The sequence below is a fragment of the Halorubrum sp. SD41 genome (genome assembly GCF_058630335.1).
Genome location: NZ_JBZVGZ010000026.1, coordinates 1 through 26,018 on the forward strand (window position 1 = coordinate 1; position 26,018 = coordinate 26,018).

The following is a 26,018-nucleotide window of genomic DNA, read 5'->3' on the forward strand; positions in this document are numbered from 1 at the left end:
GGCTTTGGAGGTGTTCGTCGCCGATCCGGCAGTAGTCGTTTATAAGCGAGCGGCTGGGGCTTTGGAGGTGTTCGTCGCCGATCCGGCAGTAGTCGTTTATAAGCGAGCGGCTGGGGCTTTGGAGGTGTTCGTCGCCGATCCGGCAGTAGTCGTTTATAAGCGAGCGGCTGGGGCTTTGGAGGTGTTCGTCGTCGGTCCGCTGGCAGCAATAGATAGGTGATCGACCGGAATGACGGACGTCCAGCCTTACAGCCCGTATTGTTCGCGCGTCACGTCGTCGAGCCCGGATTCCTCCAGCACGTCCGCGGGCACGAGCATGTCGAGCTGGACGACGCCCGGGAGCCGGCCGATCTGGACGCCGCCGGTGAACGTACACCGGCCGCGGACCTCGCCCTCGCTCATGCCGAGCAGGGTCCCGGCGCGGTCGAACGCGTTCTGGGTGGCGTCGTTGACGGTCGCGCCGGAGCCGATCACCTGGAGCGGGGCGGCGTCGGTGTCGACGTCGACGCCGTGTTCGTCTCCGAGACCCTCACCCGCCGCGACCTCCTCGTCGCTGTACGGCTTGCTGATAAAGGGCAGGTCCTCCTCGTTCGGCAGCAGGACGGGCCCGTCGAGGTCGACGTCCTCGATCACCTCGACGTCCATCGTGACGGTGCCGCTCACGTCGGTGGTGTGTAAGGATAGCTCGCCGTCGCCCTGGTTCGCGTGGAGGTCGCCGACGTAGATCCCGCCGCCGTCGACGACGACCGGGCAGATCAGCGTCGCGCCCGCGCGGACCTCGGGCACGTCCATGTGGCCGTCGGTGCGCAGGTCGAGGTCCGCCTCGGTCTCGACGCCGTAGTCGTGGTCGGCGCCGATGAGGTTCTGCCCGAAGTCGCCCGCGTTGTGCGAGTCGGGCATCGTCACCGGCGGCGTGGTGCCGATGTTGCCGATGAACGGGCGGAGCCGGCCGAGCGTGCCGGGCATCCCGTCGGGCTCGTACAGCAGGATCGGGTGCTGGCGGGCGTTCTCGGGAATGTCCATCACCTCGTCGGCGTCGAGGGCGAGCTCGTGGGCGCCCTCCTCGTCGAGGGTGATCCCGACCGCGTTCTCGTGGTCGAACGCGACGGTGTAGCCGTACTCGAAGCCGAACGAGGAGGCGTTCGCGCCGCACTCGGCGCAGCGGATCGCGTCCTCGCCGGTGCCCTCCACGACGGAGTCGGGCCACGCCGTCCCGCACTCCGGACAGCGGTGGTCGACGAAGGGGTCGTCGCCGAACGCCTCGTCGCGCTCCGCCATCGACCCCGTGCTGGTGGCCATGCTCGTCACCTCCACGTCGCGGATGTGGATCGCGACGGCGTCGCCGACCTCGGCGCCCTCGACGCGGATCGGCCGCGTCACCTCGTGGCCGCCGCGGAACGAGGGCGTCACCATCGGCCCCCAACAGCCCGGCGGCGTGTACGTCTGCACCGTGCCGCCGTCCGCGACCGTGCCGGCCCACTCCTGATCCGGCCCGACGAGTCCGAGCGTGTACTGGTCGACGTACAGCTCCTCCTGAACGCCTTGCTGTGACATACCGTGTCAGCGTACGGCGCTGACCGAGATAATCCTACTGCTCGCGGAGGGGGACCGGGGATAGTTGCCGTCATTGCGGCCGCGAGACCGAGTCGATCCGACGCCCCGCGCGACCCGATGCCCCGCGTCGCTCACCACGCGACCCGACGGCCCAGCACGAAGACGACGAGCGCGACGAGGAGCGCGCCGAGGAACGCCTCGAGCCCGGCGAGCGCGCGCGCCGTCGACCCGACCGGCTGGACGTCCCCGTAGCCGAGCGTGGTGAACGTCACCATGCTGAAGTACATGTTCTTGCCGAGGACGACCGCTCCCTCCGGCGAGAAGAGGTTCGAGAGACCGCCGATCCCCTGCGTCGTGAGCTCGCTGCTGCCGGTCGTGCCCTGCGTCGTCGTGGTGTACAACACGCCCCAGATGAACACCGTCACCGCGGAGACGTACACGACCCGCCAGAGCCGCTCGCCGTACCCGCACGTCTGGTGGAGCACCTTGTTCCCGACCCACTTGCCGAGCGCCTTCGTGCGGTTGGCCGGCGACACCGCTTCCTCCCGGGTGAAGGCGGCGCGCCAGTTCTTCCGGCGCCGGTACACCATCTCCTTGATGAAGAACTCGGCCGCGGCCTTGCGGTCGCCGAAGTCGCTCGCGCAGTTCTTCGCCTTCAGATACGTGTTCTCCAGCCTCGCGGGCGTGAACTCCGACTCGGTCTCCGATCGGTCGGCCGCCTCAGAGGCGGCGAAGGTGTGGATCTCCCAGTTGTTGCGCGCGAGGTACGTCTTGTGGGCGGTGAAGTCGAAGCCGTGGAAGTCGGTGTTACAGAACCGGAAGTGGTTGAACAGGCCGTGCGTACAGTGCTCGTCATCGAGCGTGACCTCCCGGACCTCCGCGTGCGTACAGTCGTAGAAGGCGTCGCCCTGCTCCGGCTGGCCGAGCGTCCCGCCGCGCACGACCGCGCCGCTCAGGTCGACGAGCGTCTCGGACTCGGCGGGCCGCGGGCGGAAGGCGACCGAGTGTTCGAACTCCGCCTCGGTGAACGCGGCGTCCCGGGCGAACGTCGTGTGCGCGAAGTTCGCGTAGAGGAACGACGCCTTGTCGAAGTCCGCCGTGCCGCGGAACGTCGCCGTCTCGAAGCTGGCGTCGTCGTTGTGCATGTTCGCGCTCCCCTCGAACTCCGCCGAGCGAAACGTCGCGTCGCCGCCGAACTCGGCGTCGGCGAACGTGCTGTCCTTCTCGAAGCGAAGCTCGTCGAAGTGCGCCTCGTCCTCGAAGCGGCAGCTGGAGAAGTCGGACTCCTCGAGGAACCTGGAGCGCGAGAAGACGGCCGACGCGCCGAACGCCGCGTTCCGGAAGGTGGCGTCGTCCTCGAAGACGGTGCGCTCGAACAGCGCCGTCCCCTCGAACTCCGCGCCGGAGAAGTCCGCGACGCGGAACTCGGCGAGCTTGAAGTCGGCGCTGTCCGCGAACGTCGCGGCCTCGAAGTTCGCGTCGGTGACCGTGTGGGCGCCCCCCTGAAACTCGACGCCGCGGAACGTCGCTCCCTCCTCGAACGACGACTCGGCGAAGCTCGCGTCGCTCTCGAACCGCGCCTCGTCGGCGGTGACGCCGGACTCGAACGCGATGCCGTCGAACGAGACCGGCTCGGTGAACCGGGTGTACGACAGGTCGACCGACTCCGCACAGACCGCGTCCTCGAAGCGCGCGCGACCGAACAGCGACTCCCGGAACGACACCGGCCCCCGGAAGCTCGCGTCGTCGAAGCCGGCCTGACCGAACTCGATCTCGCGGAAGTCGGCCTCGTCGGCGAAGACGGCGCCCGAGAACGCGGCGTCGTCGTCCTCGTGGTAGTCGCCGACGAACTCGACGCCGAGGAACGAGGCGGCGTCGCGGAACGCCGCGTCCTCGAACGTCGCGTCGTCGTCGAACCGCGCCTCGGCGAACGTCGTCTCGCCGCGGAACGCCGCGTCGCGGAAGTCGCCCTCGCCGGCGAAGTGGGTCGCCTCGAAGTTCGCGGGCCGCTCGAACGCCGCGGCCTCGAAGTTGGCGTACTCGAACTCCGCGCGGTAGAAGTCGGCCTCGTCGGCGAACGCGGCGTCGGCGAACGTCACGTCGTCGTCGCGGACGTTGTCGCCGCCGTCGAACTCCGCGCCGCGGAAGCTGGCCGCGCCGGCGAAGGTCGCCCGCTCGAAGGCGGCGTCGTCGTCGAACCGGCACTCGTCGAAGCTCGCTCGGTCGTCGAAGGCCGCGTCGGAGAACGCGAGGTCGTCGTCGAAGCGCGACTCGTCGAAGACGGCCGCCCCGCCGAACGCGGCGCCGGAGAAGTCGCTGTACCCGAACCGGGCGCTGAGGAAGTCGACGTCGCCGCCGAACACCGCGTCCGCGAACGAGAGGTCGTCGTCGTCGACGTTGTCACCGCCCTCGAACTCCGCGCCCCTGAACGTCGCGTCCCCGTCGACCGCGACGCCCTCGAAGCTCGCGTCGCTTTCGAACCGCGCCTCGTCACAGGAGAGCGACGACAGCGTCGCGTCCTCGAAGCTGACCTCCTCGGTGAAACGCGTCTCGTCGAATACCAGCTCCTCTGCGGCCGTCAGCCGCGACAAGTCGGCGAAGCCGACGACCGCGCGCCGGAACGTCGCTTCCCCCTCGAACGTCGCGTCCGCGAACGAGAGGTCGTCGTCTTCGAGGTTGTCCCGGCCGCGGAACTCCGCGCCCGCGAACGTCGCCGGCGCCTCGAACAGCGCCCCCGAGAACGCGGTGTCGCCGTCGAACCGGGCCTCCGCGAAGTCGGCGTAGTCGCCGAACGTCGCGTCCGCGAACTCGGCGTCGCCGCCGAAGGTCGCCCGGTCGAACGCCGCCGCGTCGCGGAACTCGCAGCCGACGAAATCCGCGTACCGGAAACCGGCCTTCGTGAACGAGGCGGGGGCGTCGAAGCGGGCGTCCTCGAAGCACGCGTCGTCGTCCAAGAGGTTCGCGTCGCCGCGGAACTCGGCGCCGTCAAACGCCGCCGCGCCGCGGAACCGCGCCTCGCGCAGCGAGGTGTCGCCGTTGAACCTGGCCTCCCGGGCGTCGACCGGCCCCTCGAACGTCGCGCCCGAGAGGTCCACGTCGCCCTCGAAGACGGCGCCGGTGAGGGTCGTCTCGCCGCGGACGACGGCGCCGGAGAGGTCGACCGGCGCGTCGAATTCCGACTCCGTCCAGTCGATCGCGCCGATCTCCGCGCCGGAGAGGTCGATCCGGCCCTCGAACTCCGACGCGGTCAGATCTAGGGTGCCGGTCACCGTCGCGCCCCGGAGGTCGAGGGGGTGCTTGTCGACGGCGTCGACGATCTCGTGGCGGATCGAGACGCCGTCGAGGCGGGCGCCGAGCAGGCGTTTCGCGGCCTTCCCCCGTTCGCCGGCCACGTCTCGGAGGCGCTCGGCGACGGCGTCTGCGTCGACGCCGAGGTCGTCGCGGGCGTCGCTCGACAGGTGGAACACGCAGCGGTCGGCCTCCGGGTGCGCGTCGTGCGGGCAGCGCCACTCCTCGTCTATCTCCGCGGCGACCTCCGCCGTCGCCGCGCCGGCCTCCTCGGGGTCGAGTCGAAACGTACACCGGCTCGTCATCGGTATGTTGACACGTCATCGTAACGACAGTGACTTTAATTTTGGTACTCGGCCGCACGTTTGCCGGCTGGTATCCGAAGGTGGCGTCCCAAAATATACCACATAGAGGGACTACGAGCCGACGGATGGGATTCACGGATTCTCTCCTGTGTGAGATTCTCGGGGCAAGGTGGGAATGCGACCGGTGTGGCGAGCGGTATCGAAATGAGCCGAACCGGTGTGACAACTGCGGGAACACGATTTATAACAGAATTAATAGCTGATCACGATGGCTGTATCCACACAGCGGGTTGGGACACAACGGGTCTTCTAGAGTGGGCTTTCACGAAGGTCGTAGTCAGATTCCCCTCTTGCCGAAACCCCCCGACCCACTGGAGAGCGGTGTGGTCGGTGTTCAGTTGAACGATGAGGGAACTGGTTCTTTTTATAAACGGCACCGTTACGTCCCGCGTATGCAGACCCACGTCGTGCCCGTCGGGTTCGACTACGACCGGATGATCGCCCCCCTCATCCGGGACCAGTTCGACGTCGACCGGGTGATCCTGTTGGAGGGCACCGTCGGCAGCGAGGCCAACGTCGAGTACTCGCGCAACATCGCGCGCAAGTTGGAGCAGGACTTCACGAACCTGCTCGGCGCCGAGACGGTCCGCGAGCGGCTGGACGACGTGTACGACTACGACGCCGCCTTCGAGCGCGCGTTCGACCTGATCAACGCCGAACTCGACCGGGACGAGGGGGTCGACGGGGCAGACGACGAACCGGGAGCGGGCGACGCCGTCGACGACCGCGAGGTGTGGGTGAACCTCTGTTCGATGCCCCGCCCCGTCTCCTTCGCGTTCGCGACCGCGGCCCACTCGATCATGGTCGAGCGGCAGGCGGACCGCGACCGGATTCACACCTACTACACGGCCCCCGAGAAGTACTTGGAGACCGAACTCGCGGAGGAGTTGCGCGCGACGCGGGACCTCCTGCGCGACCTCGACGAGGGGAGCGGCGGGAGCGAGAGCGACGAGGCGCTCGCCGAGGCGGGCGTCGACCCCGACCGCGTCGCCGACCGGCTGGCGAGCACCACGGACCTCCTCGCGGAGTTCGACGAGCGCGGCACCACCATCGGGGCGAAGAAAATCGGCGACCGCCACGTGATCGAGCTCCCGGTCGCCTCCTTCCAGAACGTCAAGCCGTTCGAGGAGCTGGTCCTGTTCACGCTGGGCGAACACGGCGAGTTCGAGTCCGTCTCCGAGCTGGCGGAGACGCTCGCGGCCGAGCTCAACGAGGAGTACACGGACTCGTTCCGCTCGAAGGTCATTTATAACGTTGATCGGTTGGGGCCCGGCGGCAAGGGGTACATCGAGCGCGAGGAACACGGGAAGTCCTACCGGACGAGCCTCTCGCGGATCGGCGAGCTGTGGGTCCGCGCACACGCCGACGAAGAGCGGGACTACCGGGATTTAGCGTGAACTGACGGGGGCGAATTAGTCGCTTCTTTATAAATTGGCACTGGCAGATCGACGGCGAACGCCGCCAAAGCCCCAGCCGCTCGCTTATAAATGGCTGATTGCGGATCGACGGCGAACGCCGCCAAAGCCCCAGCCGCGAGGGCTCGCGCGGCTCGCTGTCGCCCGAAAATCTCCGATTTTCGGGATGACGAGACGCCGGAGGCGTCTCGAACCACGCGCTTCAGTCGCTCGCGTTGCTCGCTCCTTCCAGTGCTTGCGTCGCCGTGCTTCGCCCTCGCGGCTGCCCCTTTGAGTCCCAGCCTGCCCAGCACAGCACCGCAGCCTCACGCCTCCCCAACCTCGTCGGCCGGCCTCCGCTTCGCTCCGGCCGGCCGACTCCCTCGCGCGGTGCTGTTCGCGCCCTCCGGGCGCTCACAGGCACGCGCCACCGCAGTTATTTATAAATAAACGTCGCGGCCCTCGGATCTATTTATAAATAGACGTTCGCGATCGGCGTCGTCTGTCCGACCCGATCGGTGTCGCGACCCGCCCGTTTATCAGGGTGGAACCGGGAGGGTTACGGGATGAGTTCGGGGGGTAGTTCCGGCGCGAGCGGAACGGACGAGGCCGGCGGCGGCGAGTCGGAGAGCGGCGCGAACGAGTTCGACTTCGCGGCGCCCGCGACCGACCAGTCGTTCGAGAACGCGCTCGCGAAGGCCCGCGACGGCGCCCGGCTGACGGTCGCCGACGCGACCGAGCTGCTCGCGACCGGCACGGCGTCGTCGGGGATCGACCCCGTCCGCAAGGAGGCGGTGTTAGAGGCCGCGGACCGGCGCCGGGCCGAGGAGGTCGGCGACGAGGTCACCTTCGTCGCCAACCTCAACAACAACGTCACCACGGCCTGCAACACCGGCTGCCTGTTCTGTAACTTCAAGGACTCCGCGCACGCGTTCGAGGCCGACAGCGACGTCGAGCACGCGGGCTTCACCAAGCCGCCGGCGGAGTCGCGCGCGGTCGTCGAGGACGCCCTCGACATGGGAATTTACGAGGTGTGCTCCGTCTCGGGGCTCCACCCGGCGTTCGCGCTGAACGAGGAGCACCACGAGGTCCTCGCCGCGCACGACGACCCCGCGAGCGAGGTGAACTACAAGCCGCCCGAGCGGTACGCGACCGACCCGGGGACGTACGTCGAGCAGATGGCGGCGATGTCGGTCGGCGGCGTCCACCTCCACTCGATGACCCCGGAGGAGGCGTACCACGCCAAGCGCGGCACGGACTGGGAGTACGAGTCAGTCTACCGCGAGCTGGCCGAGGCCGGGCTCGACTCCGCGCCGGGCACCGCCGCCGAGATCCTCGTCGACGAGGTCCGCGACGTGATCTGCCCGGGGAAGATCCGCACCGACGACTGGGTGGCCGCGATGGAGGGCGCGGCCGCCGCCGGCCTCGACGTGACCTCCACGATGATGTACGGCCACGTCGAGACGGTCGCCCACCGCGCGCAACACCTGAAGGTGATCCGCGACCTCCAGGACCGCACGGGCGCGATCACGGAGTTCGTCCCGCTCTCCTTCATCCATCAGAACACCCCGCTGTACCGCCGGGGAGTCGTCGACTCCGGGCCCTCGCGCGCCGAGGACGAGCTGGTGGTCGCGGTCGCGCGGCTCTTCTTGGACAACGTCGACCACGTCCAGGCCTCGTGGGTGAAGTCGGGCGACGCCCACGGGCTCAAGCTGCTCAACTGCGGCGCCGACGACTTCATGGGCACCATCCTCTCGGAGGAGATCACCAGCCGCGCGGGCGGCGAGTACGGCGAGTACCGCTCGTTCGACGACTACGTCGAGATGATCGCGGCGATCGGCCGGACCCCGGTCGAGCGCTCGACGGACTACCGGACTCGGCGCCGCATCGACCCCGACGACGGTCCGCACGGCCCGCGGCTCGGCCCGCGGGCCGACGGGACCCCGATGCTCCCGGACCGCCCGTCCGGCGGCGAGGGGGCCGGGAGCGACGCCGCCGGGACGCCGCCCGCCGACGCCGACGACTGAGTCGGGGAGGTCGACGGGACGCCCCCGGTCGGACCGGTCGGCGACCGAACAGGTTCGTCCGATCGGCGCCGGCTCCCAGCGAGTGGGAACCGCCGGTGTCTCCTTTATCGTGGTACACGTCCCCACGTGTGAGATGCCCGCACCAGACGCACAGCCGGCCGACCGCTCGGCGGAGAGCTCCGAGGCTGCCGACGGGAAGGCGCTCGACCCGGACCGCCCGTCCCTCACGCGCTCCGACGAGCGGCTGCTCTCGTACCTCGCCGACGTCGGCGCCGACTATCAGGCGTTCGTCGCCGGGAACACGGGCCTCTACGACGACCACGCCGAGTCGCGGCTGACCGCGCTGGCGGACGCCGGGCTCGTCGAGCGCGTCTCGGGGGAGGCGGTGTTCCGGATCACCGACGCGGGGCGGGCGGCGCTCCGCGACGACTGTCCCCGCTGGTCGGACTGAGAAGGGTCTGCGGGGTCGAACCCGACGTCCGTCTATCGGCCGAGCTCCTCGTGCGCCGACGAGAGGTGTCGCGAGCCGAGCGCCGCGAGCAGGGAGAGCTCGCCCGCGAGCGCGCAGACCGCGATCGACTCCGCGAGCGCGTCGGCGTTGCTCCCGGCCGGGTCGCCGCCGCCGGCGACGCCGAGTATCTCCAGGCTCGCCCGCTGGGTCGGGAGCTTCGTCCCGCCGCCGACCGTCCCCACTTCGAGGCTCGCCAGCGAGACGGAGACGTAGAGGTCGCCGTCGGCGGTCGTCTCGGCGGTCGTGATCGCGTTCGCCCCCTCCACGACCTGCGCCTCGTCCTGCCCGGTCGCGAGGAACATCGCCGCGACCGCGTTGGCGACGTGGGCGTTGAACCCGAGCGCGCCCGCCTTCGCGGAGCCGACGAGGTTCTTCCGGGTGTTGATCTCGGCGATCGCCTCGGGGGTCGTGTGGAGGCGCTCCTCGACGACCTCGCGGGGGACCGTCGCGTCCGCGACGACCGAGCGCCCGCGCCCCTCGACCGCGTTGATGGCGGCCGGCTTCTTGTCCGAGCAGAGGTTCCCCGACAGCGCGACGAGCGAGGCGTCCGTCTCGTCCTCGACGGCGTCGCAGGCCTCGCGCGTCGCGATGGTGGCCATGTTCATCCCCATCGCGTCCTTCGTGTCGTAGCGGAAGCGCAGGAAGACGTTGTTGCCGACGACGTACGGCGTCACGTCCAGCAGCTCGCCGTGGCTCGTCGTCGACTCCGCGGCCTCGCGCAGCGCGGGGACGTTGTCGCGCACCCAGTCGACGAGCGCCTCGGCCTCGGCGACGCCCGCGACCCGGAACACGGGCGCGCGGGTCATCCCGCTCTTCGTCACCCGTGCGGTCGCGCCGCCGGCGTCCTCGACGACGGAGCAGCCGCGGTTGATCGACGCGACCAGGGCGCCCTCGGTGGTCGCCAGCGGCAGGTAGCGCTCGCCCGAACTCGCGCCGCCGTCGATCGTCACCGGGCCGGCGACGCCGACCGGGACCTGAACGCCCCCGAGGGTGTTCTCGATGTTCGAGCCGTGGACCGCGTCGGCGTCGAACGCGTACTCGCCGAGCGGGTCGAGGTCGGCGTCCGTCGCCTCCGCGACGAGCAGCCGGCGCGCGGCGGCCGCGGCGTCGGCGTCCGCGTGGTCTTCCAGCTCGTGGAAGCGGAGGTCGCCGTCGCGGACCCGAGTCGCGAGGTCCGCGGGAGTCGGTTGCGACATGCCGCGTTCTCCTCGCGGCTGGCGCTAATTACTGTCGGTTCGGTGGCCTTCGAGGGCCGCGCGGAGCCGACCGGGCGGCGAGGAACGACCGCCTACCGGCCGACGAACCCGGAGAGCCGCTCGCGGAGCGACTCGCCGCCGAGCTTGAGGTAGTAGGCGTCGCCGCCGTCCTCGTAGTAGTCGTCGATGCGGCGTATCACCTCGAAGCCGAGGTGTTCGTAGAAGCCCAGTGCCTGCCGATTGGTCGTGCGGGCGTGGCAGGTGACCGAGCGATGGTTCTCCGCGATGTCGGCGACCAGCCGCTCCGCGTGGCCGCGGCCGCGGTGGTCGGGATGGACGGCGAGAAAGAGGATGTAGCCGTCGCGGCGCACTGAGGCGAACGCGACGAGCCGGTCGTTCTCGACGAGCAGGTGCGCGGTCGACCGGCGGTACGCGTCGACGAAGAAGCCGCGTCGCTGTCGGAGGACGCCCTCGGCGGACCGAATTTGCTCTTTGAGTTCCCACGCGGCGGTCGCGTAGTCGGACTCGCCGGGGGGGTCGGTCCGCTTCTCGACGTTGACGCTCACTGCGATGACCTAACACGCGGGCGGAATATAACTCCACCGCCAGCGGGGACCGTTGCGGCCGGCAACGCCGCCGGAGAGATCCGTTGCGGGCGGTTAACTCTCTCTCGACGGGTCGGCGCCCGCGCTCGCCGAACGAGACCGTCACGGGTCGAGCCCGACGGAAACGATTTTGTCGCGGTCGCGCGTGACACCGAGTAATGACCGACGAGTCGTCGGGAGTCGAGCTGCTCCGACGGGCCTTCCTGACCGGCATCGCCGTCATCGTTCCCGCCGTCATCACGCTGGCCGTCCTCGCGTTCGCGTTCAACGCGGTGTACGACTATCTCGACGCCTTCTCGTCGGCGATCGTCGCCGTGTCGCCGGGGGACGGGCTGCCGGTGGTCGGCGCCGTCTCTCGCGAGGTCGCGATCGAGATCGCGACGCCGGTCGTGTTCGTGGCCGCAATCCTCCTCATCGGCGCGGCCGTCGAATCCTCGCGGTACGGAGAGCAAGCCGTCGCCTACGTCGACTACGCCGTCGAGCGGGTTCCGGGCGTCGGCTCCGTCTACCAGGGGTTCCGGCAGATGAGCGACGCCATGCTGGAGTCGGACGGCGGGAACTTCCGCGAGGTCGTCCTCGTGGAGTTCCCGACGGCGGAGGCGTACACGCTCGCGTTCGTCACGAGCGAGACGCCGGCGGCCATCGCGGACCACGCGGACAGCGGGGGCGAGGGGATGCGGACGCTGTTCATGCCGATGGCGCCGAACCCGGTGATGGGCGGCCACGTCGTCTTCGTCCCGGAGCGCCGGATCGTCGACGTCGAGCTGACCGTCGACGAGGGGATCCGCGCGCTGGTGACGAGCGGCGTCGCATTGGAGGAGGTCGCCGCCGACATCGACGACGTCGACCCGGAGGACCTCCGAACCGAGGCGCCGGAGCGGACCATCGACGCCCGGTTCCAGACCGACGAGCGATCGGAGAGCGCCGAGGGGTCCCGTGACGGGACCCACGAAGGGAACGGCGAGCGATGAGCTACGAGCTCCGCGACCACACGGCCGACGTCGCCGTCGAGGCGACGGCCGACACCCTCTCGGGGCTGTTCGCGGCGGTCGCGGACGGGCTCGCGGCCGCGAGCGCGGAGTCGGTGCCGGAGACGGGAGGTGACCGGTTCGAGTTCGAAGTCGCCGCCGAGGGCCGCGAGGCCTTGCTGTTCGACTACCTCGACCGCCTGATCTACGAGCGCGACGTGCGGCTCGTCCTCCCGGCGGACCACCGCTGTTCGGTCGTCGAACCGGACTCCGCGGCTCCTCAGAACCGGACTGCGGACCCCGGTGAGTGGCGACTCACGGCCAGCGCGCGCGGCGTCCCCCTCGACGCGGTGGCCGCCCGGGAGGTCAAGGCGGTCACGTACTCGGAGATGGCGCTTGAACGGAGGAGAGACGAGTGGTACGCGTACGTCGTCTTCGACGTGTGAGGGCGCGACGACAGTCCGAACGGCGGTTGTGATAAACCGTTATGTTTGTCGAGTGCGTTGGTAGCGTATGTCACACTCAGACCGAAGCGACGGGAGCGAACCGGCGGTCGCGGGTCGTCGCTGGCGGGCAGGGGCGGGCTCCGGGCTCGCCGCCGGCGCGGCGATGGGCGCCGTGTTACACTTCGGGCTCGGGCTCATGCCGACGATCGGCGCGCTGATCGGGGTCGAGACGGTCCTCGCGGGCTGGGCCGTCCACCTGTTCAACAGCACGCTGTTCGGCGCGCTGTTCGTCGCGCTCTTCGACCGGCCCTTCTTCGCGGAGCTTCGCGGGGACGTCGGCGGGTGCCTCTCGCTCGGCGTCATCCACTCCGCGCTGCTCGGCGTGCTCACCGGCGGGCTGCTGTTGCCGGCCGCGATCGCGATCGAGGGCGCCACCTCGCTGCCGGTACCGACGCTCCCGGTGCCGGGGCTCACCGCGGGCTTCGAGTTCGGCGTCGTCATCGCGGTCGCCCACCTCGTGTACGGCGTCGTATTGGGCCGAGTCTTCGCCGCGTTCACCCTCGCTGAGGGCGCAATCGACTGGCTCCCGATCGACGCGGTCGACCGGTAGGAATCGGCCGAGAGCGGTCCCGGAGACTCCTCCCGTCCCCCGCCCGCTGACGCAACGCCCTTGCCGCCTCGTGTCGAAGTGCGTCGCATGACCACGCGCGAGTTCGACGGGATCCGGTTAGAGAAGGTACGCGAACACGTCTGGGAGATCCCCCGCGAGGGCGAGATGAACGTCCCCGCGCGGGTCCTCGCCAGCGAGAACCTGCTGGAAGAGATCGGCGACGACGACTCGCTCCAGCAGCTGAAGAACGCGACCCACCTGCCCGGGATGGTCGAGCCCGCGCTCTGTATGCCCGACGGCCACCAGGGGTACGGGTTCCCCGTCGGCGGCGTCGGAGCGATCGACGCCCGAACCGGCTGTATTTCGCCCGGAGCGGTCGGATACGACATAAATTGTGGTGTAAGAATGGTGAAAACTAACCTCACCTACGACGACGTCCGCGGCCGCGAGGAGGAGCTCGTCGACGCGCTGTTCGAGGCCGTTCCCTCGGGGCTCGGCGGCGGCGGCGTGATCGACGGCACCGCCGACGCGATCGAAGGCGCCCTCGAACGCGGCGTCGAGTGGGCGGTCGAGGCGGGGTACGGGATCGAGAGCGACCTCGCGCGCTGCGAGGACGAGGGGCGCCGCCCCGACGCGCGCCCGGAGTACGTGAGCCAGAAGGCGATGGACCGCGGGCGCAACCAGATGGGGTCGCTCGGCTCGGGCAACCACTTCCTCGAAGTTCAGCGCGTCACGGACGTGTTCCGCGAGGACGTCGCCGAGTCGTACGGGCTCGAAGAGGACGGGATCGTCGTCCTGATCCACTGCGGGAGCCGCGGGCTCGGCCACCAGACCTGCAACGACTACCTCCGGCGGATCGAGCAGGAACACGCCGACCTCCTCGACGAGCTGCCCGACAAGGAGCTGGCGGCCGCGCCCGCCGGCTCCGAGCTGGCCGAGGAGTACTACGGCGCGATGGGCGCGTGTATCAACTTCGCGTGGGTGAACCGTCAGCTGATCACCCACCAGGCCCGGAAGACGTTCGGCAAGGTGTTCGACGCCGATCCGATCGAGGACCTCGGGATGGAGCTGCTGTACGACGTGGCGCACAACATCGCGAAGAAGGAGACCCACGAGGTCGGCGTCGACGCCGAGGGGCGGCCCGCCGTCGGCGACGACGCGGTCGACCGCGCGGAGCGCGAGCTGTACGTCCACCGCAAGGGCGCGACGCGGGCGTTCCCCGCGGGCCACGCGGACGTGCCCGAGACCTACCGCGGCGTCGGCCAGCCCGTCATCATCCCCGGGAGCATGGGCGCCGGCTCGTACGTCCTCCGCGGCGGCGACCAGTCGATGTCGGTCTCCTTCGGCTCGACCGCCCACGGCGCCGGGCGGTTGATGAGCCGGACGCAGGCGAAACAGGAGTTCTGGGGCGGCGACGTCCAGGACGACCTCGAAGACGGCCAGCGGATCTACGTGAAGGCCCAGTCCGGCGCCACCATCGCGGAGGAGGCGCCCGGCGTCTACAAGGACATCGACGAGGTGATCCGCGTGAGCGACGAGCTGGGCATCGGCGACAAGGTGGCACGGACGTTCCCCGTCTGTAACATCAAGGGGTGACCACGCCCCTCGCTCCGCGCCGAGCCCGTCTCCGCCGAGCGCTTATATCGGATGCCGCGGCCACGTCGCACCGAGATGGCCGACCACTCGCGGAACGGTAGCTCGTCCGAAACGGTCTCCAGACGCTCGGTCCTCGGCGGGGCCGCCGCCGTCACGGGCGCCGGCCTCACCGGCCTCGGCGGCCTCGTCGCGTCGAGCCGGCCGGCGGCGGCGATCGACGGCGACCCGGCGGCGTTCGAGGCGGGCGACGCGCCGACGGTCACGAGCAACGACGGACGGATCGAGTCGGTGTACCTCTCGCCCGTCGTCGAGGTGTCGTGGAGCGACTTCTCCGACGGCGTCGAGCGCGTGACGCTCATCCTCGCCGTCGGGAGCGACGCCGGCGTCGACGAGGTGTATCGGGAGACCCTGACGGCCGCCGACCCCGACGCGACGCCCGGCGACGTCGCGTCGGTCGGGCGGCCCGAGAGCGACCGGTCCGACGCCGGGCCGGACGCGCCGCCCGACTTCGGCGCGGTCGACGGCGCCCTCACCGCGCGGTTCGAGCGCGCAGACGCGACGGAGCGCGGGGACGCCGTGACGAGCGAGTCGCTGAGCGCGCCCGAGATCGGCGGCGGCGAGACGGCGACGACGACGCTCGACGTCGTGTTCCGCGCGGACGTCGCCGGCGGCGGCGACGAGGCGACCGTCGTCCGCACGACGACCGTCGACGTCGCGGTCGAGAATCCCGACGGGGACGCGACCGCGGGCGGCAGCGTGGGAGTCGACGCCGCGTGACGCGAAGCGCCGCGGCGGGGCGGCGACCCGCTACCGCTCCCGTTTCGCTTCGCGGCCGAGGTGTTCCTCGACGGCCGCGACCTTCTCCGCGGCGGTCCCGTCGCTCGTCCGCTTGTCGTCGACCTTGAGGAACGTCGAGATGCGGTCGCCGTCGACCGCCTCGTGGGCGGCCGCCGCGGCCGCGAACAGCGTCTCCGCGTCGTCGGCCTCGATCACGGTGCCCATCGGGTTCGTCTCGTAGCTCACGTCGAGGTCGTCGAGCGCGGCGACCGCCTTCGCCACCTCCTCGGCCATGCTCCCCTCGATCACCGGCGCGACGCTCAACAGTGCGATGGCTGTCATACGCGCGAGTGCGCCGCGAGGCCACTTAAGCGGTCGCGGGGACGGCGGCCCCGCGGCCGCGGCCGGCGCCGCGAGGCGTCACTCAAGCGCGTCGCGCAGGAAGGAGAGCTGGTGGCCGACCGCGCCCTCGAAGTCGTCGCCGAGCACCGAGAAGTGGTCGGCGGGCATCGTGACGACGGTGCCGCGCGAGAGCCGCTCGCCGGCGGCCGCGACCGAGTCGGCGTCGACGATGGCGTCGTCGGTCCCCGCGAGCAGCAGCGTCGGGGCGTCGATCTCGTCGAGCCGCGTGACCGGGCGGTAGCCGACGAGTCCGAGCAGCGAGCGCGCGGGGGTCTCGTTGCGCCACGCCGACTCGCGGTCGACGAGGTCGATGTACTTCCGCTTCGTCCCCGGCTCGGTGATCGCCGCGCACTCCTCCGCGCCGCCGACGATGGGGACCGTGCGGCCGCGACCGATCCGGTGGCCGAGCAGGTCGCGGAACCCGGCGGCACCGGAACGGAGGAGGTACCGCCCGCCGCGACGGGCGGCGATGGCGCGGCCGTCGAGCATCGGGACGAGCCCCACGACCGCGTCGACGTCGCGGCGCTCCGCGGCGAGCGTCAGGACGTGCGCGGCCGACAGCGACGCCCCCCATAACACGAGGTCGTCGCCGGCGTCGTCGACGCGGGCCGCGCGGTCGATCGCTCCCTCGTACGCCGCGCGCTGACGGGCGAGGTCGACGACCTGCGAGTCGCCGTCGGAGTCGCCGAACTCCGGGTGATCGAAGAGGAGCGCGGCGTGGCCCGCGTCCGCGAACCGCTCCGCGACGGCGGGGTAGCCGAAGGTCCGCTCCGCGCCGAGCCCGGGCGCCATCACGACGACCGGGGAGTCGTCCGCGTCGCCGCCGGGCAGGTACAGCGTCCCGCGACAGGTCTCGCCGTCGACGTCGAACGCGACCGCGCGGGTGGCGAACCGCTCGCGGGCCGGGCGGGCGAGGCGGCGCTGCGCGCGGTTGACCGGGTCGCGGCGGGTCACCGGTCGGCCTCCGGGTCGGGTTCGGACCTGTCATCGCCCTCGTCGCCGTTCTCGGCCTCGTGGCTGACGGTCTCCAGCACGCGGGTCGAGAACTCGGTCTCGGAGATCTCGTAGCTCATGAGCGCCTCGAACCACTCGGCCTCGGCGCGCCAGGTGCCGAGGACATCGCCGGGGGCCCGGACGACCGTCCCCTCGACGCGCACGGGCTCCCACTCGTCGGCCTCGGCCTGGTCGATGAGCGCGTTGAGCGCGCGCCCGATCTCGCCGCGGTGGATCTCGCGGCCGGGGAACGCGGTCATGTACGTCAGCTCCAGCGGGTCGCCCTCGTCGATCGCCTCGACGCTGACGCCGTAGCTCCTGAGTTCCGGCTCCAGATCGGCCGTCCGCTCGTCGCCGGTCATACCCGATCCGTCGGCGGGGCGGGATAAATCGGTACCGGCACGCGACGGCACCGCGGCTGGCGGGAGAGAACGCGATCGAAAGCCGCGGACGGGGAGCGACCGCCGAGTGGCGGCCGCGGTTGGGTTGTCAGAGGCACACGATTGTCCCGCGCGGCCGGTCGATAGTAATCCGCGGAGTGATATAAACGCTCGGGCCCGGGTATCATTTATGCGGCTCCCGTTCCTGTGTCGAGTCACATGCTCACCGCGGCCGCGACGGCGCTGACGCGAACCGACGACACCGCGGGCGTCGTCCTCGTCGGCGGGTCCGTGACCCTGTTGGGGTGGACCCTCACGGCGCTGTGGCTCGGCGGTGTCCTCTTCGTCAGCCCCGCGGTCGCCGTCGCGGCCCCGGTCGCGCTCGCCCCGTCGCTCGTCGCGCGCGGCTACTACGTCCGGGTGACGCGGGCGGCGATCCAGACGAGGGACTCGGCCGGCACGCCGTCGCTCGTCGCCTGGGGCGAACTGGTCAGGGACGGCCTTAAGTCGGCGCTGCTGTCGGCGGCGCTGCTCGCCCCGCTCGCGGGCGGCCTCGCGGTCGCCGGCGGCGCCGTCGCCGCGCTCGTCGCCGGTCCCGTCGATCCGGAGTCGACCGCGACCGCCGTCGAATCTGCTCTCGGTCCGAACGGCCCGGCCGCCGTCGCGGTCGTCGCCGCCGGGGTCGTCGCCGCGCTCGTCGGCGCGTACCTCCTCGCGTTCGCGTACGTCCGTCCCGCCGCGCTCGCCGCGTTCGCCGCGTCCGGGCGGCTGAGGGATGGACTGAACCCGCGGACCGTGGCCCGCGTCGCCGCGACGGGCCCGTACGCCACCGGCTGGACGCTCGCCGTCGGAGCGCTCGCGGTCGGGTACGCCGTCGCGGCGCCGACGGCGCCGCTGGTCGTCGGCGTCGCGCTCGCCTTCCTCGTCCGGGTCGTCTCGCACGGCCTCTACGGACGCGGAGCGGCGGACGCGCTGCGAGAGGGTTCGACGCGGGACGCCGCGGCGCGGCCGTCGGTCCGGACGGACCGCGACGCCGCGCGCTCCGGGAGCCGAGCGGCTCGCCGCGCGGATGCGACTCGCCGCGAGGACGCGAATCGCGGCGCGGGCGCCGCTCGTGCCGTCGACGCGACCCGGGAGATCGGTCGCGCGAGAAACGACCCGCCGGCACCCGTCGTGTCGGGCGACGGCGGGCGGCCGATGCGGAGCGAGCCGCCGGCCGCGGTTCAGGTCGGCCGCGACGTTCCGGTCGCTGACCGGCGAGACCGGAGCGACGCTGCCGCCGCCACCATCGAGGACGGCAGCGATCCGGCCGGCGGCTTCGAGTGGGGGCCGTCGCTCGCCGACGCGGAAGGCAAGCGTTGATACGGCCGCGAGCGAACGCCCGGGCATGCGCATCTCCGAGCGGGGGTACGGCGAGGAGGGCCGGGAACGGCTCACGCTGGTCCCCGAGAACGTCGACGACCTCTGGCACCTCGCGCACGTCCTCGAACCGGGGGACCTGGTCGAGGGCGACACCACCCGACGGATCCAGCGGAACGACGACCAGATGCGAGACACCGGCGGACAGCGCGAGCACATCTTCGTCACGCTGGAGGTGGAGGACGTCGAGTTCGCGCGGTTCGCCAACCGGCTCCGGGTCTCCGGGATCATCGTCGGCTGCTCGCGGGAGGACCAGCTCAACGCCCACCACACGCTCAACGTCGAGGAACACGACGAGATCACCGTCGAGAAGCACTTCAAGCCGGACCAGACCGAGCGGCTCCAGGAGGCGACGGAGGCCGCGGAGAATCCCGACGTGGCCATCGCGACCGTCGAGGAGGGCGCGGCCTACGTCCACACGGTCCAGCAGTACGGCACCGAGGAGTACGCCTCGTTCACGAAGCCGACCGGGAAAGGCGAGTTCTCGCGGCCGCGCGAGGAGCTGTTCGCGGAGCTGGGCGAGGCGCTCGCGCACCTCGACGCCGACGCCGTGATCCTCGCCGGGCCGGGGTTCACCAAACAGGACGCGCGCGACTACATCGACGAGGAGTACCGTGACCTCGCCGACCGGGTCACCACGGTCGACACCTCCGCCGCGGGCGACCGCGGCGTCCACGAGGTCCTCAAGCGCGGCGCGGTCGACGAGGTCCAGAAGGAGACGCGCATCTCGAAGGAGGCGAGCCTCATCGACGAGCTGACCGAGAACATCGCCAAAGAGGAGAAGGCGACGTACGGCCCGGACGACACCGCCGAGGCCGCCGAGTTCGGCGCGGTCGAGACGCTGCTCGTCGTCGACGAGCGTCTCCGCACGGAGCGGCAGGGCGACGGCGACTGGGACATCGATGTCAACGAGGTGATCGAGTCGGTCGAGCGGCAGGGCGGCGACGTGGTCGTCTTCTCCTCGGAGTTCGCTCCCGGCGAGCAGCTCGCCAACCTCGGCGGCATCGCCGCGATCTTACGCTACCGACTCCAGTGAGCGGCCGACAGTCGAAAGTGCGGTGGCGCGCGCCTCCGAGCGGCCGTTTTTAAACGGCCGCGAGGAGCACGTGCGAGGGAGTCGGGCGGCCGGAGCAACGCGGAGGCCGCCCGACGAGGCTGGGGAGGTGTGAGGTGCGGGGCTGTGCGGGGCGGGACTCGAAGGGGCAGCCGGGAAGACGAAGCACGACGACGTAAGCACCGCAAGGAGCGAACGGAGTGAGCGACTGAGGAGCGCAGCGAGTCGCGCGAGTCCTCCCGGCTGGGGCTTCGGCGGTCTCGGCCCGCGGGCCGTCCGCAACGAAACCGGTCACGTATCGCGGCCGTGACCTTATCAGAGCGCGCCGTCAACGTCGGATCGATGGCGGACCGATCCGGGGACGACGCCGAGACGGCGACGGTCGAGGACGCGTCCCCGCCCTCCGAGGCTGACGCCGACCAGCTCCCCGAGGAAGGCGGCCCTCTCCCCGACGACCTCGACGACGCGGGCGTCGACGAGGAGGTGAAACGCCGGCTCCGCGAGGCGTACCTCAACGACGAGGAGAACGCGCTGATCGTCACCCGGGTGCGCTCCGTCGGCGACCGGGTCGCCGTCGAGATGCGCCCGCCGCACGGCGACGCCACCCACACCGAGCGATTCGACGCGCCCCGGGACGGCTCGCTCCGGGAGTCCGAGGAATTCCTCGAATTCCTGGAGGCCGCGGGCGTCTCGCCGCTCGACGTCGACGAGCTGGTCGGGACCCGCGTGCCCGCGACGTACGACCCGGAAACGGGCTGGAAGGTCGACGCCGCGTACCGCGGCGAGTCCGAGGTGGAAAGCGAAAACCGGCTCGCGGCGGCCCGCGACTGGCTGTGGACCTACCGGACGTGGCTGCTCGCCGCGCTGCTCGTCGGCGGGGAGCTGGCGTTCGTGGCCGTGATCATTCTGTTGTACGGGTGACCACGGGCGGCGCCGGAAGTTGAAGTGACGGGGAACTCTATCGAACCGCATGGTCCGACGCTCCGAGACCTGCCCGAACTGCGGACACAGCTTCAGCTACAACGCGGCGACCGGCACGGGCCCGACGGAGTTCTTAAACGAGGGGCAGTGTCCGAACTGCGGCCACCACGTCAGGACGCCGCCGGGGACGTGAGCCTGCGGCGGCGCCAGTGATGTGAGCGGGCGACGGCGGAATGCGGACCGGCTCAGTAGACCGGGTCGTAGTCGTCGCACACCTCGGCCATGAACGCCTGGTGGACGGTGTCGACGTGCTTGCTCGCGGTGCTCTCGTGGTCGCGAGTCCGCCAGATCCGCGCGACCGCCTCGGCGTGGGTCGTGAGCGACTCGTAGTCGACCGCGTGGGCGTTCAGGACGTGGTCGAGGACCGCGGCGAACTCGCTCTGTAGCTGCGGGTCGGGCTCGCCGTCTGCCTCGCTCTCCGCGAGGCGGATCGCGGCGTTCTCCAAGTGCTCGACGTCGGACTCGAACGCGGCGGTGCGGTCCATGTCCGTCGAGTGCGGGGCCGAGGGTTACTTCCCCCAGAACGGGTCCCGCTTCCGGCGCGTCTCCAAGTAGCCCTGAAGCGCCTCGCGCTCGTCGGCGGTGATCTCCTCTTTTAACTCCTGTTCGAGGATCTTCGCGTGCTTCTCGGGCACCTCGGTCCAGAGCGTGTCGCCCTCCTCGATGTCGCGCCCGACGGTGGGCCCGTCGATGGCGATGCTGACGCGCTCGCCGGAGCGCGCCTCGTCGACGTCCTCGCCCTGCTTTTGAATCCCCGAGAGGCCGCCGACGCGCTCGAACTCGTTGCCCTCGAAGTAGCCGACGTTGCGGTTGTTCTGGAGCGTGCCGGAGATGATCTCGACGCCGACGACCGCGGGGTCGTTCTGCCGGAACGTGTGGTCGGGGAGGATGCGGAAGCGGGCCGGGCGGACGACCTTGTCCAGCACCGTCTCCTGTTGCGCGCGCTGCTTCTCCTCGACGTAGCGCTCGTAGTCCTCGACCAGCTGGTAGATGACCTCGTTCTTGAACAGCTTCACGTCGGCGTTCTCCAGGTCCGACTCCGCGTTCTGCAGGAGGTCGACGTTGAAGCCCAAAATCGCCTTGTGTTCGTCCTGGTTCGCGGTCTCGGCGACCGCGATGTCGCGCGGCGCGATGTCGCCGACTTCGGCGCGGAGGATCGGGACCTCCGCCTCGCGGAGTGCGTTCGCCATCGCCTCCAGCGAGCCGAGGGTGTCCGCCTTGACGACGACGCCGTTGTCGGCGGTCTCGACCTCGATCTCCGCGAGCTCCGCCTTCACCTCCTCGACGACCTGGTCGACGGTGCGGTCGCGGACGACGCGCACCGGCGCGCCCGCCATCGCCTGATCGAGGTCGGGCGCGGCGATCTTCACGCCGGCCGCGGCGGCGACCTCGCCGACCTTCTCGAACTCCTTCTCCGTGCGGATCTCCGCGAGCGGCCGCGGGCGGAGCAGCGCGCGGATTTCGGTGACGATCGGCTCGTCCTGCCCGCCGACGACGACCGTGTCGCCGTTGCGGATCACGCCGTCGTAGACGACGGTGTCGACGGTGGCGCCGAAGCCGCGCTCGTCTTTCACTTCGAGGACCGTCCCCTCGCCCGGGCCGGTGACGTCGATCGCCATCTCCTCTTTCATGAACCGCTGGGAGAGGCCCATCAGGACCGTCAGGAGGTCCGGGACGCCCTCGCCGGTGAGCGCCGACAGCGGGACGACGCCGATGTTCTTCTGGAAGTCCTGGACGCGCCAGTAGAGGTCGGCGGAGAAGCCGGCGTCGGAGAGCTGGCCGATGATCTCGTAGAGGTTCTCGTCGAGCATCGACTTCGCGCGCTCGGACTGCGCCTCCATGCTCCGCTGGATCGGCTCGCCGTCCTGCGGGTTCCAGCCGGGCGTCGTGTCCACCTTGTTGGCGGCGACGACGAAGGGGGTCCCCGTCCGGCGGAGGATGTCTATCGCCTCCTCCGTCTGCGGCTGGAAGCCGTCGTTGACGTCGACGACGAGCACCGCGATGTCGGCGAGCGCGCCGCCGCGGGCGCGCAGCGTCGAGAAGGAGTGGTGCCCCGGCGTGTCGATGAACAGCAGGCCGGGGAGGTCGAAGTCCGACGGGTCGATCAGCTCGCCCGCCATCCCGGAGATGGTGTCGAGCGGGATGTCCGTCGCCCCGATGTGTTGGGTGATCGCGCCGGCCTCGCCCTCGCTGACGGCGGAGCCGCGGATCGTGTCGAGCAGGCTCGTCTTGCCGTGGTCGACGTGGCCCAGCACGGCGACGATGGGGGTTCGCAGGGTGTCCGCGTGTGTGTGGTCGGTCATATGTGATCGCCCCGAGAAGGTTATACCGACTGTTCCGCCCGGGCGTCAGTTAAGCCTTTCAAAATGCCGCGACGAACCCGAACGGCGAGCGCGCGATCCGCGGCGGCGAGCGTGATGTCCGCGTCCGTCGTCCGTCCGGTGACGAACGCGCAACCGCGTCCGTCACCCGTCCGACGCCCCGTGGCGTTTAATACCGTCGCCCGGGACCGTGGGGGTATGGTCGACATCCTCGCGGAGAACCTCTCCGGGAAGGCGGTGATGAGCTCCGACGGCACGGAGCTCGGGGACCTGTACAACATCACGATGAATCTCGAGTCCGGGGAGCTGAACCACCTCCTCGTCAGCCCGCACGAGCAGCTCAGGCCCGAGCGCGTCGACTTCGACGTCGACGAGATGGGCCGGCTCCGCGTCCCGGTCGCGAACGTCCAGGCGGTGAAAGACTACATCGTCGTCGCCCGCTGATGCAAGTCCTCGACTCGTCCGCGTTCATCCACGAGTACACGACGAACGACGACGTGGTCTCCATCCCGGCGGTCCACGACGAGCTCACCGGCGAGGTCGCGCTCCGGTTCGACGCGATGGAGGGCTCCGGGATGACCGTCCACGTGCCGGCGCCGGAGGCGGTCGACCGCGTCCGCCGCGCCGCGAAGGGGTCGGGCGACGCCGCGGAGCTGTCCGACACCGACGTCCGGCTGATCGCGACCGCGCTGGAGCTCCACGCGACGCTCGTCACCGACGACTACGCGATGCAGAACGTCGCCGAGCGGCTCGACCTCCCGGTCGAGGCCATCGCCCGCGACGGCATCTCCGAGGAGCGGGAGTGGCGCTTCCAGTGCGTCGGCTGTAACCGCACCTTCGACGAGGACAAGGAGCGGTGTCCGATCTGCGGCAGCGACCTGACGCGGAAGAATCCCGCCTGAACCCTTTCTCGACGCTTCCCGCGGAACGCGTCCCGAGTGAGAGCGGTTCACGCCCCACCGACCGATTGAACAGGCGCCCCGCGGATCCTCCGGCATGAACGCCTTCGAGGAGCTGTCGCCGGACGCGCTCCGGGCCGGACGGGCGGACGCGCTCGACGACGCCGTCGCGGCGGCGCTGGCCGCCCACCCGCTCGACGGGGTCGAGACCGAGTACCCGCACTACCGGGGGACCGTCGAGCGGCCGGAGGCACCGCCGCGCCCCGCGGAGGAGCACCCCGTCTTCTACGGGTGTTTCGACTGGCACTCGGCCGTCCACAGCCACTGGGCGCTCGTCCGCGCGCTGCGGCTCGTCCCGGACCACCCGGACGAGGCCGCGATCGCAACCGGCATCGACGAGCGGCTGACCCCCGAGAACGTCGCTAGCGAGGTCGCGTATCTGGATGAGAACCCCGGCTTCGAGGAGCCGTACGGCTGGTCGTGGCTGCTGCGGCTCGCCGCCGAGCTCGCCCTGTGGGACGACCCGCGCGCCGACGCGTGGCGCGAGACCCTCCGCCCGCTCGAAGACCGAGTCCGCCGCGGGACCCGCGAGTCGTTCCTCGAGGTCGACCGCCCGCACCGCGTCGGCACCCACGGCAACACCGCGTTCGCGCTCGCCGGCGTCCTCGACTACGCGCGGGTCGTCGGCGACGCCGACCTCGAATCGGCGGCGGCGTCGACCGCGCGCCGCCTCTACGTCGACGACGACGCCGCGGTCGTCGGCGCGGAACCGGTCGGCTGGGACTTCCTCTCGCCCGCGCTGACGGAGGCGGACCTCATGCGCCGCGTCCTCGACCCCGACCCGTTCGCGGCGTGGCTCGACGGCTTCCTCCCGGACCTCGCCGCGCCGCCGCACGACGCGCTGCGGTCGCCGGTCGACGTCGAACCGGAGGCGGGCGACGGCGCCGCGATGCATCTGATCGGCCTCAACGTCTCCCGCGCGTGGTGTCTCGCCGGGCTGGCCGACGCGCTGGCGGGGCGAAACGGCCCGGCGGCGACCCGGCTTCGCGAGCCGCTGGAGGCGGCGGCGCGCCGCCACGCCGAGGCGGGGGCCGCGGATGTGCTCACCGACGACTACGCGGGCTCGCACTGGCTCTCGTCGTTCGCCCTGTACCTGTTGACGCGGAACGAGGGCGGGATCGCGCCGGGTGCGGTCTAATCGGCTCCCGGCGAGTCCCGCGCGTCGCCGTCCACCAGGTCGGGCGCGTCGCGCTCGGCCGGGGCGGCCCCGTCGCCCTCCGCGATGCCGAGCGCGTCGTCGGAGAGGTCGCTCCCGTCGAGCCGCGGGACGCGCTCGCGGAGCCGGGCGGCCGCGGCGCGGGCCTCCGCGAACTCCACCTCGGCGAGCGCGCGCACTAAGGCGGCGGCCCGCTCCGCCCGGGCGCGCTGCCACGACTCCTCGCGCGACTCGTAGGTGCGGATCGCGCGCAGGAAGTCGGCCTCGGAGAACTCCGGCCAGTAGGGCGCACAGAAGTAGACGGCGGCCTCGTTGCCGTTCGCGTGCCACGGAAGGAAGTTCGAGGTCCGCTCGTCGCCGCCGGTGCGGACGATCAGGTCCACGTCCCGGATCGGGCGGTCGTACAGCCGGGACTCGACGGTCTCGACGTCGACGTCGTCGGGGTCCATCTCGCCGGCGTCGACGTCGCGGGCGATGGCGCGCGCGGCGTCGAGCAGCTCGGTCCGGCCGCCGTACGCCAGGGCGACGTTCAGCGTGAAGCGGTCGTTGCCGGCGGTGCGCCGCTCCGCGTACTCGACCGCGTCGCGGACGCGCGGCGGGAGGCGAGGCACGTCGCCGATCGCCCGGACGCGGACGCCCTGCTCGTGGACGCGGTCGGCGTCGGCGAACTCGCGCAGCTTGCGTTCCAGCAGATCGAAGAGCGGTTCCAGCTCCTCGTCCGGGCGTTCGAAGTTCTCGGTGGAGAAGGCGTAGAGGGTGAGCTCGGAGACCCCGAGGTCGGCGCACCAGTCGAGGACGCGCTCGGTGGTGTCCGCGCCGGCGCGGTGGCCCTCGGGCGCGTCGTCGCCCTGCTTGCGGGCGTACCGCCGGTTCCCGTCCTGGATGACGGCGACGTGGTCGGGGACGTCGTCGATCTCGCGGCGGAGGTGTCGCCGGTACGCGCGCCCGACGAGGCCGCGGAGTCGGTTCAGCATCTTCCCTGACTCAGACGGCCGAGCGGTATGTACTTTTATCCT

General features: G+C 70.9%; 26 protein-coding genes. 16 read left to right on the forward strand and 10 right to left on the reverse strand.

Annotated elements, in window-relative coordinates; genetic code table 11:
* A partial coding sequence (locus AC4NMM_RS12320; protein WP_491924384.1) for a hypothetical protein occupies positions 1-220 on the forward strand: 220 nt, incomplete at its 5' end.
* A gap of 26 nt (positions 221-246) precedes the next feature.
* On the opposite strand, the gene AC4NMM_RS12325 is transcribed toward AC4NMM_RS12320, so the two are convergent.
* Together AC4NMM_RS12325 and AC4NMM_RS12330 are read right to left on the reverse strand one after the other, a co-directional pair.
* On the reverse strand, positions 247-1,554 hold the full coding sequence (locus tag AC4NMM_RS12325) for an acetamidase/formamidase family protein (RefSeq protein ID WP_491924385.1): 1,308 nt from the start codon (positions 1,552-1,554) through the stop codon (positions 247-249).
* 131 nt (positions 1,555-1,685) lie between these two features.
* Complete coding sequence (locus AC4NMM_RS12330) at positions 1,686-5,147, reverse strand: pentapeptide repeat-containing protein (protein WP_491924386.1); 3,462 nt, start codon at positions 5,145-5,147, stop codon at positions 1,686-1,688.
* Positions 5,148-5,599: 452 nt separating this feature from the next.
* Here AC4NMM_RS12330 and AC4NMM_RS12335 point away from each other — a divergent pair, with 452 nt between their 5' ends.
* The 3 genes from AC4NMM_RS12335 (at position 5,600) to AC4NMM_RS12345 (ending at position 9,079) form a co-directional block, all read left to right on the forward strand.
* Positions 5,600-6,604, forward strand: a complete 1,005-nt coding sequence (locus AC4NMM_RS12335) for an HFX_2341 family transcriptional regulator (RefSeq protein ID WP_096395343.1) — start codon at positions 5,600-5,602, stop codon at positions 6,602-6,604.
* A gap of 563 nt (positions 6,605-7,167) precedes the next feature.
* Entirely contained in the window at positions 7,168-8,628 is a 1,461-nt protein-coding gene (gene cofH, locus AC4NMM_RS12340; RefSeq protein WP_096395341.1) for a 7,8-didemethyl-8-hydroxy-5-deazariboflavin synthase subunit CofH, read from the forward strand.
* Positions 8,629-8,761: 133 nt separating this feature from the next.
* A complete protein-coding gene (locus tag AC4NMM_RS12345) occupies positions 8,762-9,079 on the forward strand; it encodes a DUF2250 domain-containing protein (protein WP_491924387.1) in 318 nt (105 codons plus the stop codon).
* A 32-nt stretch (positions 9,080-9,111) separates the two neighbouring features.
* Here AC4NMM_RS12345 and hmgA read toward each other — a convergent pair whose 3' ends face one another.
* Entirely contained in the window at positions 9,112-10,335 is a 1,224-nt protein-coding gene (gene hmgA, locus AC4NMM_RS12350; RefSeq protein ID WP_096395337.1) for a hydroxymethylglutaryl-CoA reductase (NADPH), read from the reverse strand.
* 92 nt (positions 10,336-10,427) lie between these two features.
* Positions 10,428-10,901, reverse strand: coding sequence for a GNAT family N-acetyltransferase (locus AC4NMM_RS12355; protein ID WP_096395335.1), 474 nt, complete (start codon positions 10,899-10,901; stop codon positions 10,428-10,430).
* A 197-nt stretch (positions 10,902-11,098) separates the two neighbouring features.
* Between AC4NMM_RS12355 and AC4NMM_RS12360 the strand changes: the two genes are divergently transcribed.
* The 5 genes from AC4NMM_RS12360 to AC4NMM_RS12380 all read left to right on the forward strand — a co-directional run bounded on the left by AC4NMM_RS12360 (position 11,099) and on the right by AC4NMM_RS12380 (position 15,337).
* Entirely contained in the window at positions 11,099-11,911 is an 813-nt protein-coding gene (locus AC4NMM_RS12360) for a DUF502 domain-containing protein (RefSeq protein ID WP_096395333.1), read from the forward strand.
* Complete coding sequence (locus tag AC4NMM_RS12365; protein ID WP_096395331.1) at positions 11,908-12,354, forward strand: archease; 447 nt, start codon at positions 11,908-11,910, stop codon at positions 12,352-12,354. The genes AC4NMM_RS12360 and AC4NMM_RS12365 overlap by 4 nt, the downstream gene beginning before the upstream one ends.
* Positions 12,355-12,421: 67 nt before the next feature.
* Positions 12,422-12,964: a hypothetical protein gene (locus AC4NMM_RS12370; RefSeq protein WP_491924388.1), complete on the forward strand. Its 543-nt coding sequence runs from the start codon at positions 12,422-12,424 to the stop codon at positions 12,962-12,964.
* 87 nt (positions 12,965-13,051) lie between these two features.
* Positions 13,052-14,560 (forward strand): RtcB family protein, encoded by a 1,509-nt coding sequence (locus tag AC4NMM_RS12375; protein ID WP_491924389.1) that lies wholly within the window; start codon positions 13,052-13,054, stop codon positions 14,558-14,560.
* Between the two features lie 75 nt (positions 14,561-14,635).
* Positions 14,636-15,337 carry a hypothetical protein gene (locus AC4NMM_RS12380; protein ID WP_096395324.1) on the forward strand — a complete coding sequence of 234 codons (702 nt, stop codon included), beginning with the start codon at positions 14,636-14,638 and terminating at the stop codon, positions 15,335-15,337.
* Positions 15,338-15,367: 30 nt separating this feature from the next.
* Here AC4NMM_RS12380 and AC4NMM_RS12385 read toward each other — a convergent pair whose 3' ends face one another.
* The 3 genes from AC4NMM_RS12385 to AC4NMM_RS12395 form a co-directional block, all read right to left on the reverse strand.
* Positions 15,368-15,679: a thiamine-binding protein gene (locus AC4NMM_RS12385; RefSeq protein ID WP_096395322.1), complete on the reverse strand. Its 312-nt coding sequence runs from the start codon at positions 15,677-15,679 to the stop codon at positions 15,368-15,370.
* Positions 15,680-15,757: 78 nt separating this feature from the next.
* Positions 15,758-16,693: an alpha/beta hydrolase gene (locus tag AC4NMM_RS12390; protein WP_096395320.1), complete on the reverse strand. Its 936-nt coding sequence runs from the start codon at positions 16,691-16,693 to the stop codon at positions 15,758-15,760.
* The gene (locus tag AC4NMM_RS12395) at positions 16,690-17,094 is read right to left on the reverse strand and encodes a DUF8159 domain-containing protein (RefSeq protein WP_096395317.1); all 405 of its coding nucleotides are present in this window, start codon (positions 17,092-17,094) and stop codon (positions 16,690-16,692) included. Before AC4NMM_RS12395 ends, AC4NMM_RS12390 begins: the two co-directional genes overlap by 4 nt.
* Before the next feature lie 237 nt (positions 17,095-17,331).
* Here AC4NMM_RS12395 and AC4NMM_RS12400 point away from each other — a divergent pair, with 237 nt between their 5' ends.
* The 4 genes from AC4NMM_RS12400 (at position 17,332) to AC4NMM_RS12415 (ending at position 20,699) form a co-directional block, all read left to right on the forward strand.
* Positions 17,332-18,474: a DUF4013 domain-containing protein gene (locus tag AC4NMM_RS12400; protein ID WP_096395315.1), complete on the forward strand. Its 1,143-nt coding sequence runs from the start codon at positions 17,332-17,334 to the stop codon at positions 18,472-18,474.
* 25 nt (positions 18,475-18,499) lie between these two features.
* Positions 18,500-19,567, forward strand: coding sequence for an mRNA surveillance protein pelota (locus AC4NMM_RS12405; RefSeq protein WP_096395313.1), 1,068 nt, complete (start codon positions 18,500-18,502; stop codon positions 19,565-19,567).
* A gap of 360 nt (positions 19,568-19,927) precedes the next feature.
* Positions 19,928-20,506 carry a hypothetical protein gene (locus AC4NMM_RS12410; RefSeq protein WP_491924390.1) on the forward strand — a complete coding sequence of 193 codons (579 nt, stop codon included), beginning with the start codon at positions 19,928-19,930 and terminating at the stop codon, positions 20,504-20,506.
* A gap of 49 nt (positions 20,507-20,555) precedes the next feature.
* Positions 20,556-20,699 (forward strand): CpXC domain-containing protein, encoded by a 144-nt coding sequence (locus AC4NMM_RS12415; RefSeq protein ID WP_017344249.1) that lies wholly within the window; start codon positions 20,556-20,558, stop codon positions 20,697-20,699.
* Between the two features lie 52 nt (positions 20,700-20,751).
* On the opposite strand, the gene AC4NMM_RS12420 is transcribed toward AC4NMM_RS12415, so the two are convergent.
* Positions 20,752-21,051 (reverse strand): hypothetical protein, encoded by a 300-nt coding sequence (locus tag AC4NMM_RS12420; protein ID WP_096395309.1) that lies wholly within the window; start codon positions 21,049-21,051, stop codon positions 20,752-20,754.
* A 24-nt stretch (positions 21,052-21,075) separates the two neighbouring features.
* Positions 21,076-22,869 (reverse strand): translation initiation factor IF-2, encoded by a 1,794-nt coding sequence (infB, locus tag AC4NMM_RS12425; protein WP_096395307.1) that lies wholly within the window; start codon positions 22,867-22,869, stop codon positions 21,076-21,078.
* A gap of 216 nt (positions 22,870-23,085) precedes the next feature.
* Here infB and AC4NMM_RS12430 point away from each other — a divergent pair, with 216 nt between their 5' ends.
* The 3 genes from AC4NMM_RS12430 to AC4NMM_RS12440 all read left to right on the forward strand — a co-directional run bounded on the left by AC4NMM_RS12430 (position 23,086) and on the right by AC4NMM_RS12440 (position 24,984).
* Entirely contained in the window at positions 23,086-23,331 is a 246-nt protein-coding gene (locus AC4NMM_RS12430) for a PRC-barrel domain-containing protein (RefSeq protein ID WP_017344246.1), read from the forward strand.
* Positions 23,331-23,789, forward strand: coding sequence for an NOB1 family endonuclease (locus AC4NMM_RS12435; RefSeq protein WP_096395305.1), 459 nt, complete (start codon positions 23,331-23,333; stop codon positions 23,787-23,789). The genes AC4NMM_RS12430 and AC4NMM_RS12435 overlap by 1 nt, the downstream gene beginning before the upstream one ends.
* 94 nt (positions 23,790-23,883) lie before the next feature.
* On the forward strand, positions 23,884-24,984 hold the full coding sequence (locus tag AC4NMM_RS12440) for a DUF2891 domain-containing protein (protein WP_491924391.1): 1,101 nt from the start codon (positions 23,884-23,886) through the stop codon (positions 24,982-24,984).
* On the opposite strand, the gene uppS is transcribed toward AC4NMM_RS12440, so the two are convergent.
* On the reverse strand, positions 24,981-25,976 hold the full coding sequence (uppS, locus tag AC4NMM_RS12445) for a polyprenyl diphosphate synthase (protein WP_491924392.1): 996 nt from the start codon (positions 25,974-25,976) through the stop codon (positions 24,981-24,983). The genes AC4NMM_RS12440 and uppS overlap by 4 nt on opposite strands.
* Positions 25,977-26,018: the final 42 nt, after the last annotated feature.

Excerpts from the sequence above, each read along its gene's own strand:
- cofH (WP_096395341.1), top strand. The coding sequence starts at position 7,168 with ATGAGTTCGGGGGGTAGTTCCGGCGCGAGCGGAACGGACGAGGCCGGC.
- AC4NMM_RS12375 (WP_491924389.1), top strand. The coding sequence starts at position 13,052 with ATGACCACGCGCGAGTTCGACGGGATCCGGTTAGAGAAGGTACGCGAA.
- AC4NMM_RS12380 (WP_096395324.1), top strand. The coding sequence starts at position 14,636 with ATGGCCGACCACTCGCGGAACGGTAGCTCGTCCGAAACGGTCTCCAGA.
- AC4NMM_RS12370 (WP_491924388.1), top strand. The coding sequence starts at position 12,422 with ATGTCACACTCAGACCGAAGCGACGGGAGCGAACCGGCGGTCGCGGGT.
- AC4NMM_RS12395 (WP_096395317.1), bottom strand. The coding sequence starts at position 17,094 with ATGACCGGCGACGAGCGGACGGCCGATCTGGAGCCGGAACTCAGGAGC.
- AC4NMM_RS12365 (WP_096395331.1), top strand. The coding sequence starts at position 11,908 with ATGAGCTACGAGCTCCGCGACCACACGGCCGACGTCGCCGTCGAGGCG.
- AC4NMM_RS12415 (WP_017344249.1), top strand. The coding sequence starts at position 20,556 with ATGGTCCGACGCTCCGAGACCTGCCCGAACTGCGGACACAGCTTCAGC.
- AC4NMM_RS12420 (WP_096395309.1), bottom strand. The coding sequence starts at position 21,051 with ATGGACCGCACCGCCGCGTTCGAGTCCGACGTCGAGCACTTGGAGAAC.
- AC4NMM_RS12325 (WP_491924385.1), bottom strand. The coding sequence starts at position 1,554 with ATGTCACAGCAAGGCGTTCAGGAGGAGCTGTACGTCGACCAGTACACG.
- AC4NMM_RS12330 (WP_491924386.1), bottom strand. The coding sequence starts at position 5,147 with ATGACGAGCCGGTGTACGTTTCGACTCGACCCCGAGGAGGCCGGCGCG.
- AC4NMM_RS12385 (WP_096395322.1), bottom strand. The coding sequence starts at position 15,679 with ATGACAGCCATCGCACTGTTGAGCGTCGCGCCGGTGATCGAGGGGAGC.
- hmgA (WP_096395337.1), bottom strand. The coding sequence starts at position 10,335 with ATGTCGCAACCGACTCCCGCGGACCTCGCGACTCGGGTCCGCGACGGC.
- AC4NMM_RS12405 (WP_096395313.1), top strand. The coding sequence starts at position 18,500 with ATGCGCATCTCCGAGCGGGGGTACGGCGAGGAGGGCCGGGAACGGCTC.
- AC4NMM_RS12435 (WP_096395305.1), top strand. The coding sequence starts at position 23,331 with ATGCAAGTCCTCGACTCGTCCGCGTTCATCCACGAGTACACGACGAAC.
- AC4NMM_RS12400 (WP_096395315.1), top strand. The coding sequence starts at position 17,332 with ATGCTCACCGCGGCCGCGACGGCGCTGACGCGAACCGACGACACCGCG.
- AC4NMM_RS12430 (WP_017344246.1), top strand. The coding sequence starts at position 23,086 with ATGGTCGACATCCTCGCGGAGAACCTCTCCGGGAAGGCGGTGATGAGC.
- AC4NMM_RS12360 (WP_096395333.1), top strand. The coding sequence starts at position 11,099 with ATGACCGACGAGTCGTCGGGAGTCGAGCTGCTCCGACGGGCCTTCCTG.
- AC4NMM_RS12440 (WP_491924391.1), top strand. The coding sequence starts at position 23,884 with ATGAACGCCTTCGAGGAGCTGTCGCCGGACGCGCTCCGGGCCGGACGG.
- infB (WP_096395307.1), bottom strand. The coding sequence starts at position 22,869 with ATGACCGACCACACACACGCGGACACCCTGCGAACCCCCATCGTCGCC.
- AC4NMM_RS12345 (WP_491924387.1), top strand. The coding sequence starts at position 8,762 with ATGCCCGCACCAGACGCACAGCCGGCCGACCGCTCGGCGGAGAGCTCC.
- uppS (WP_491924392.1), bottom strand. The coding sequence starts at position 25,976 with ATGCTGAACCGACTCCGCGGCCTCGTCGGGCGCGCGTACCGGCGACAC.
- AC4NMM_RS12335 (WP_096395343.1), top strand. The coding sequence starts at position 5,600 with ATGCAGACCCACGTCGTGCCCGTCGGGTTCGACTACGACCGGATGATC.
- AC4NMM_RS12410 (WP_491924390.1), top strand. The coding sequence starts at position 19,928 with ATGGCGGACCGATCCGGGGACGACGCCGAGACGGCGACGGTCGAGGAC.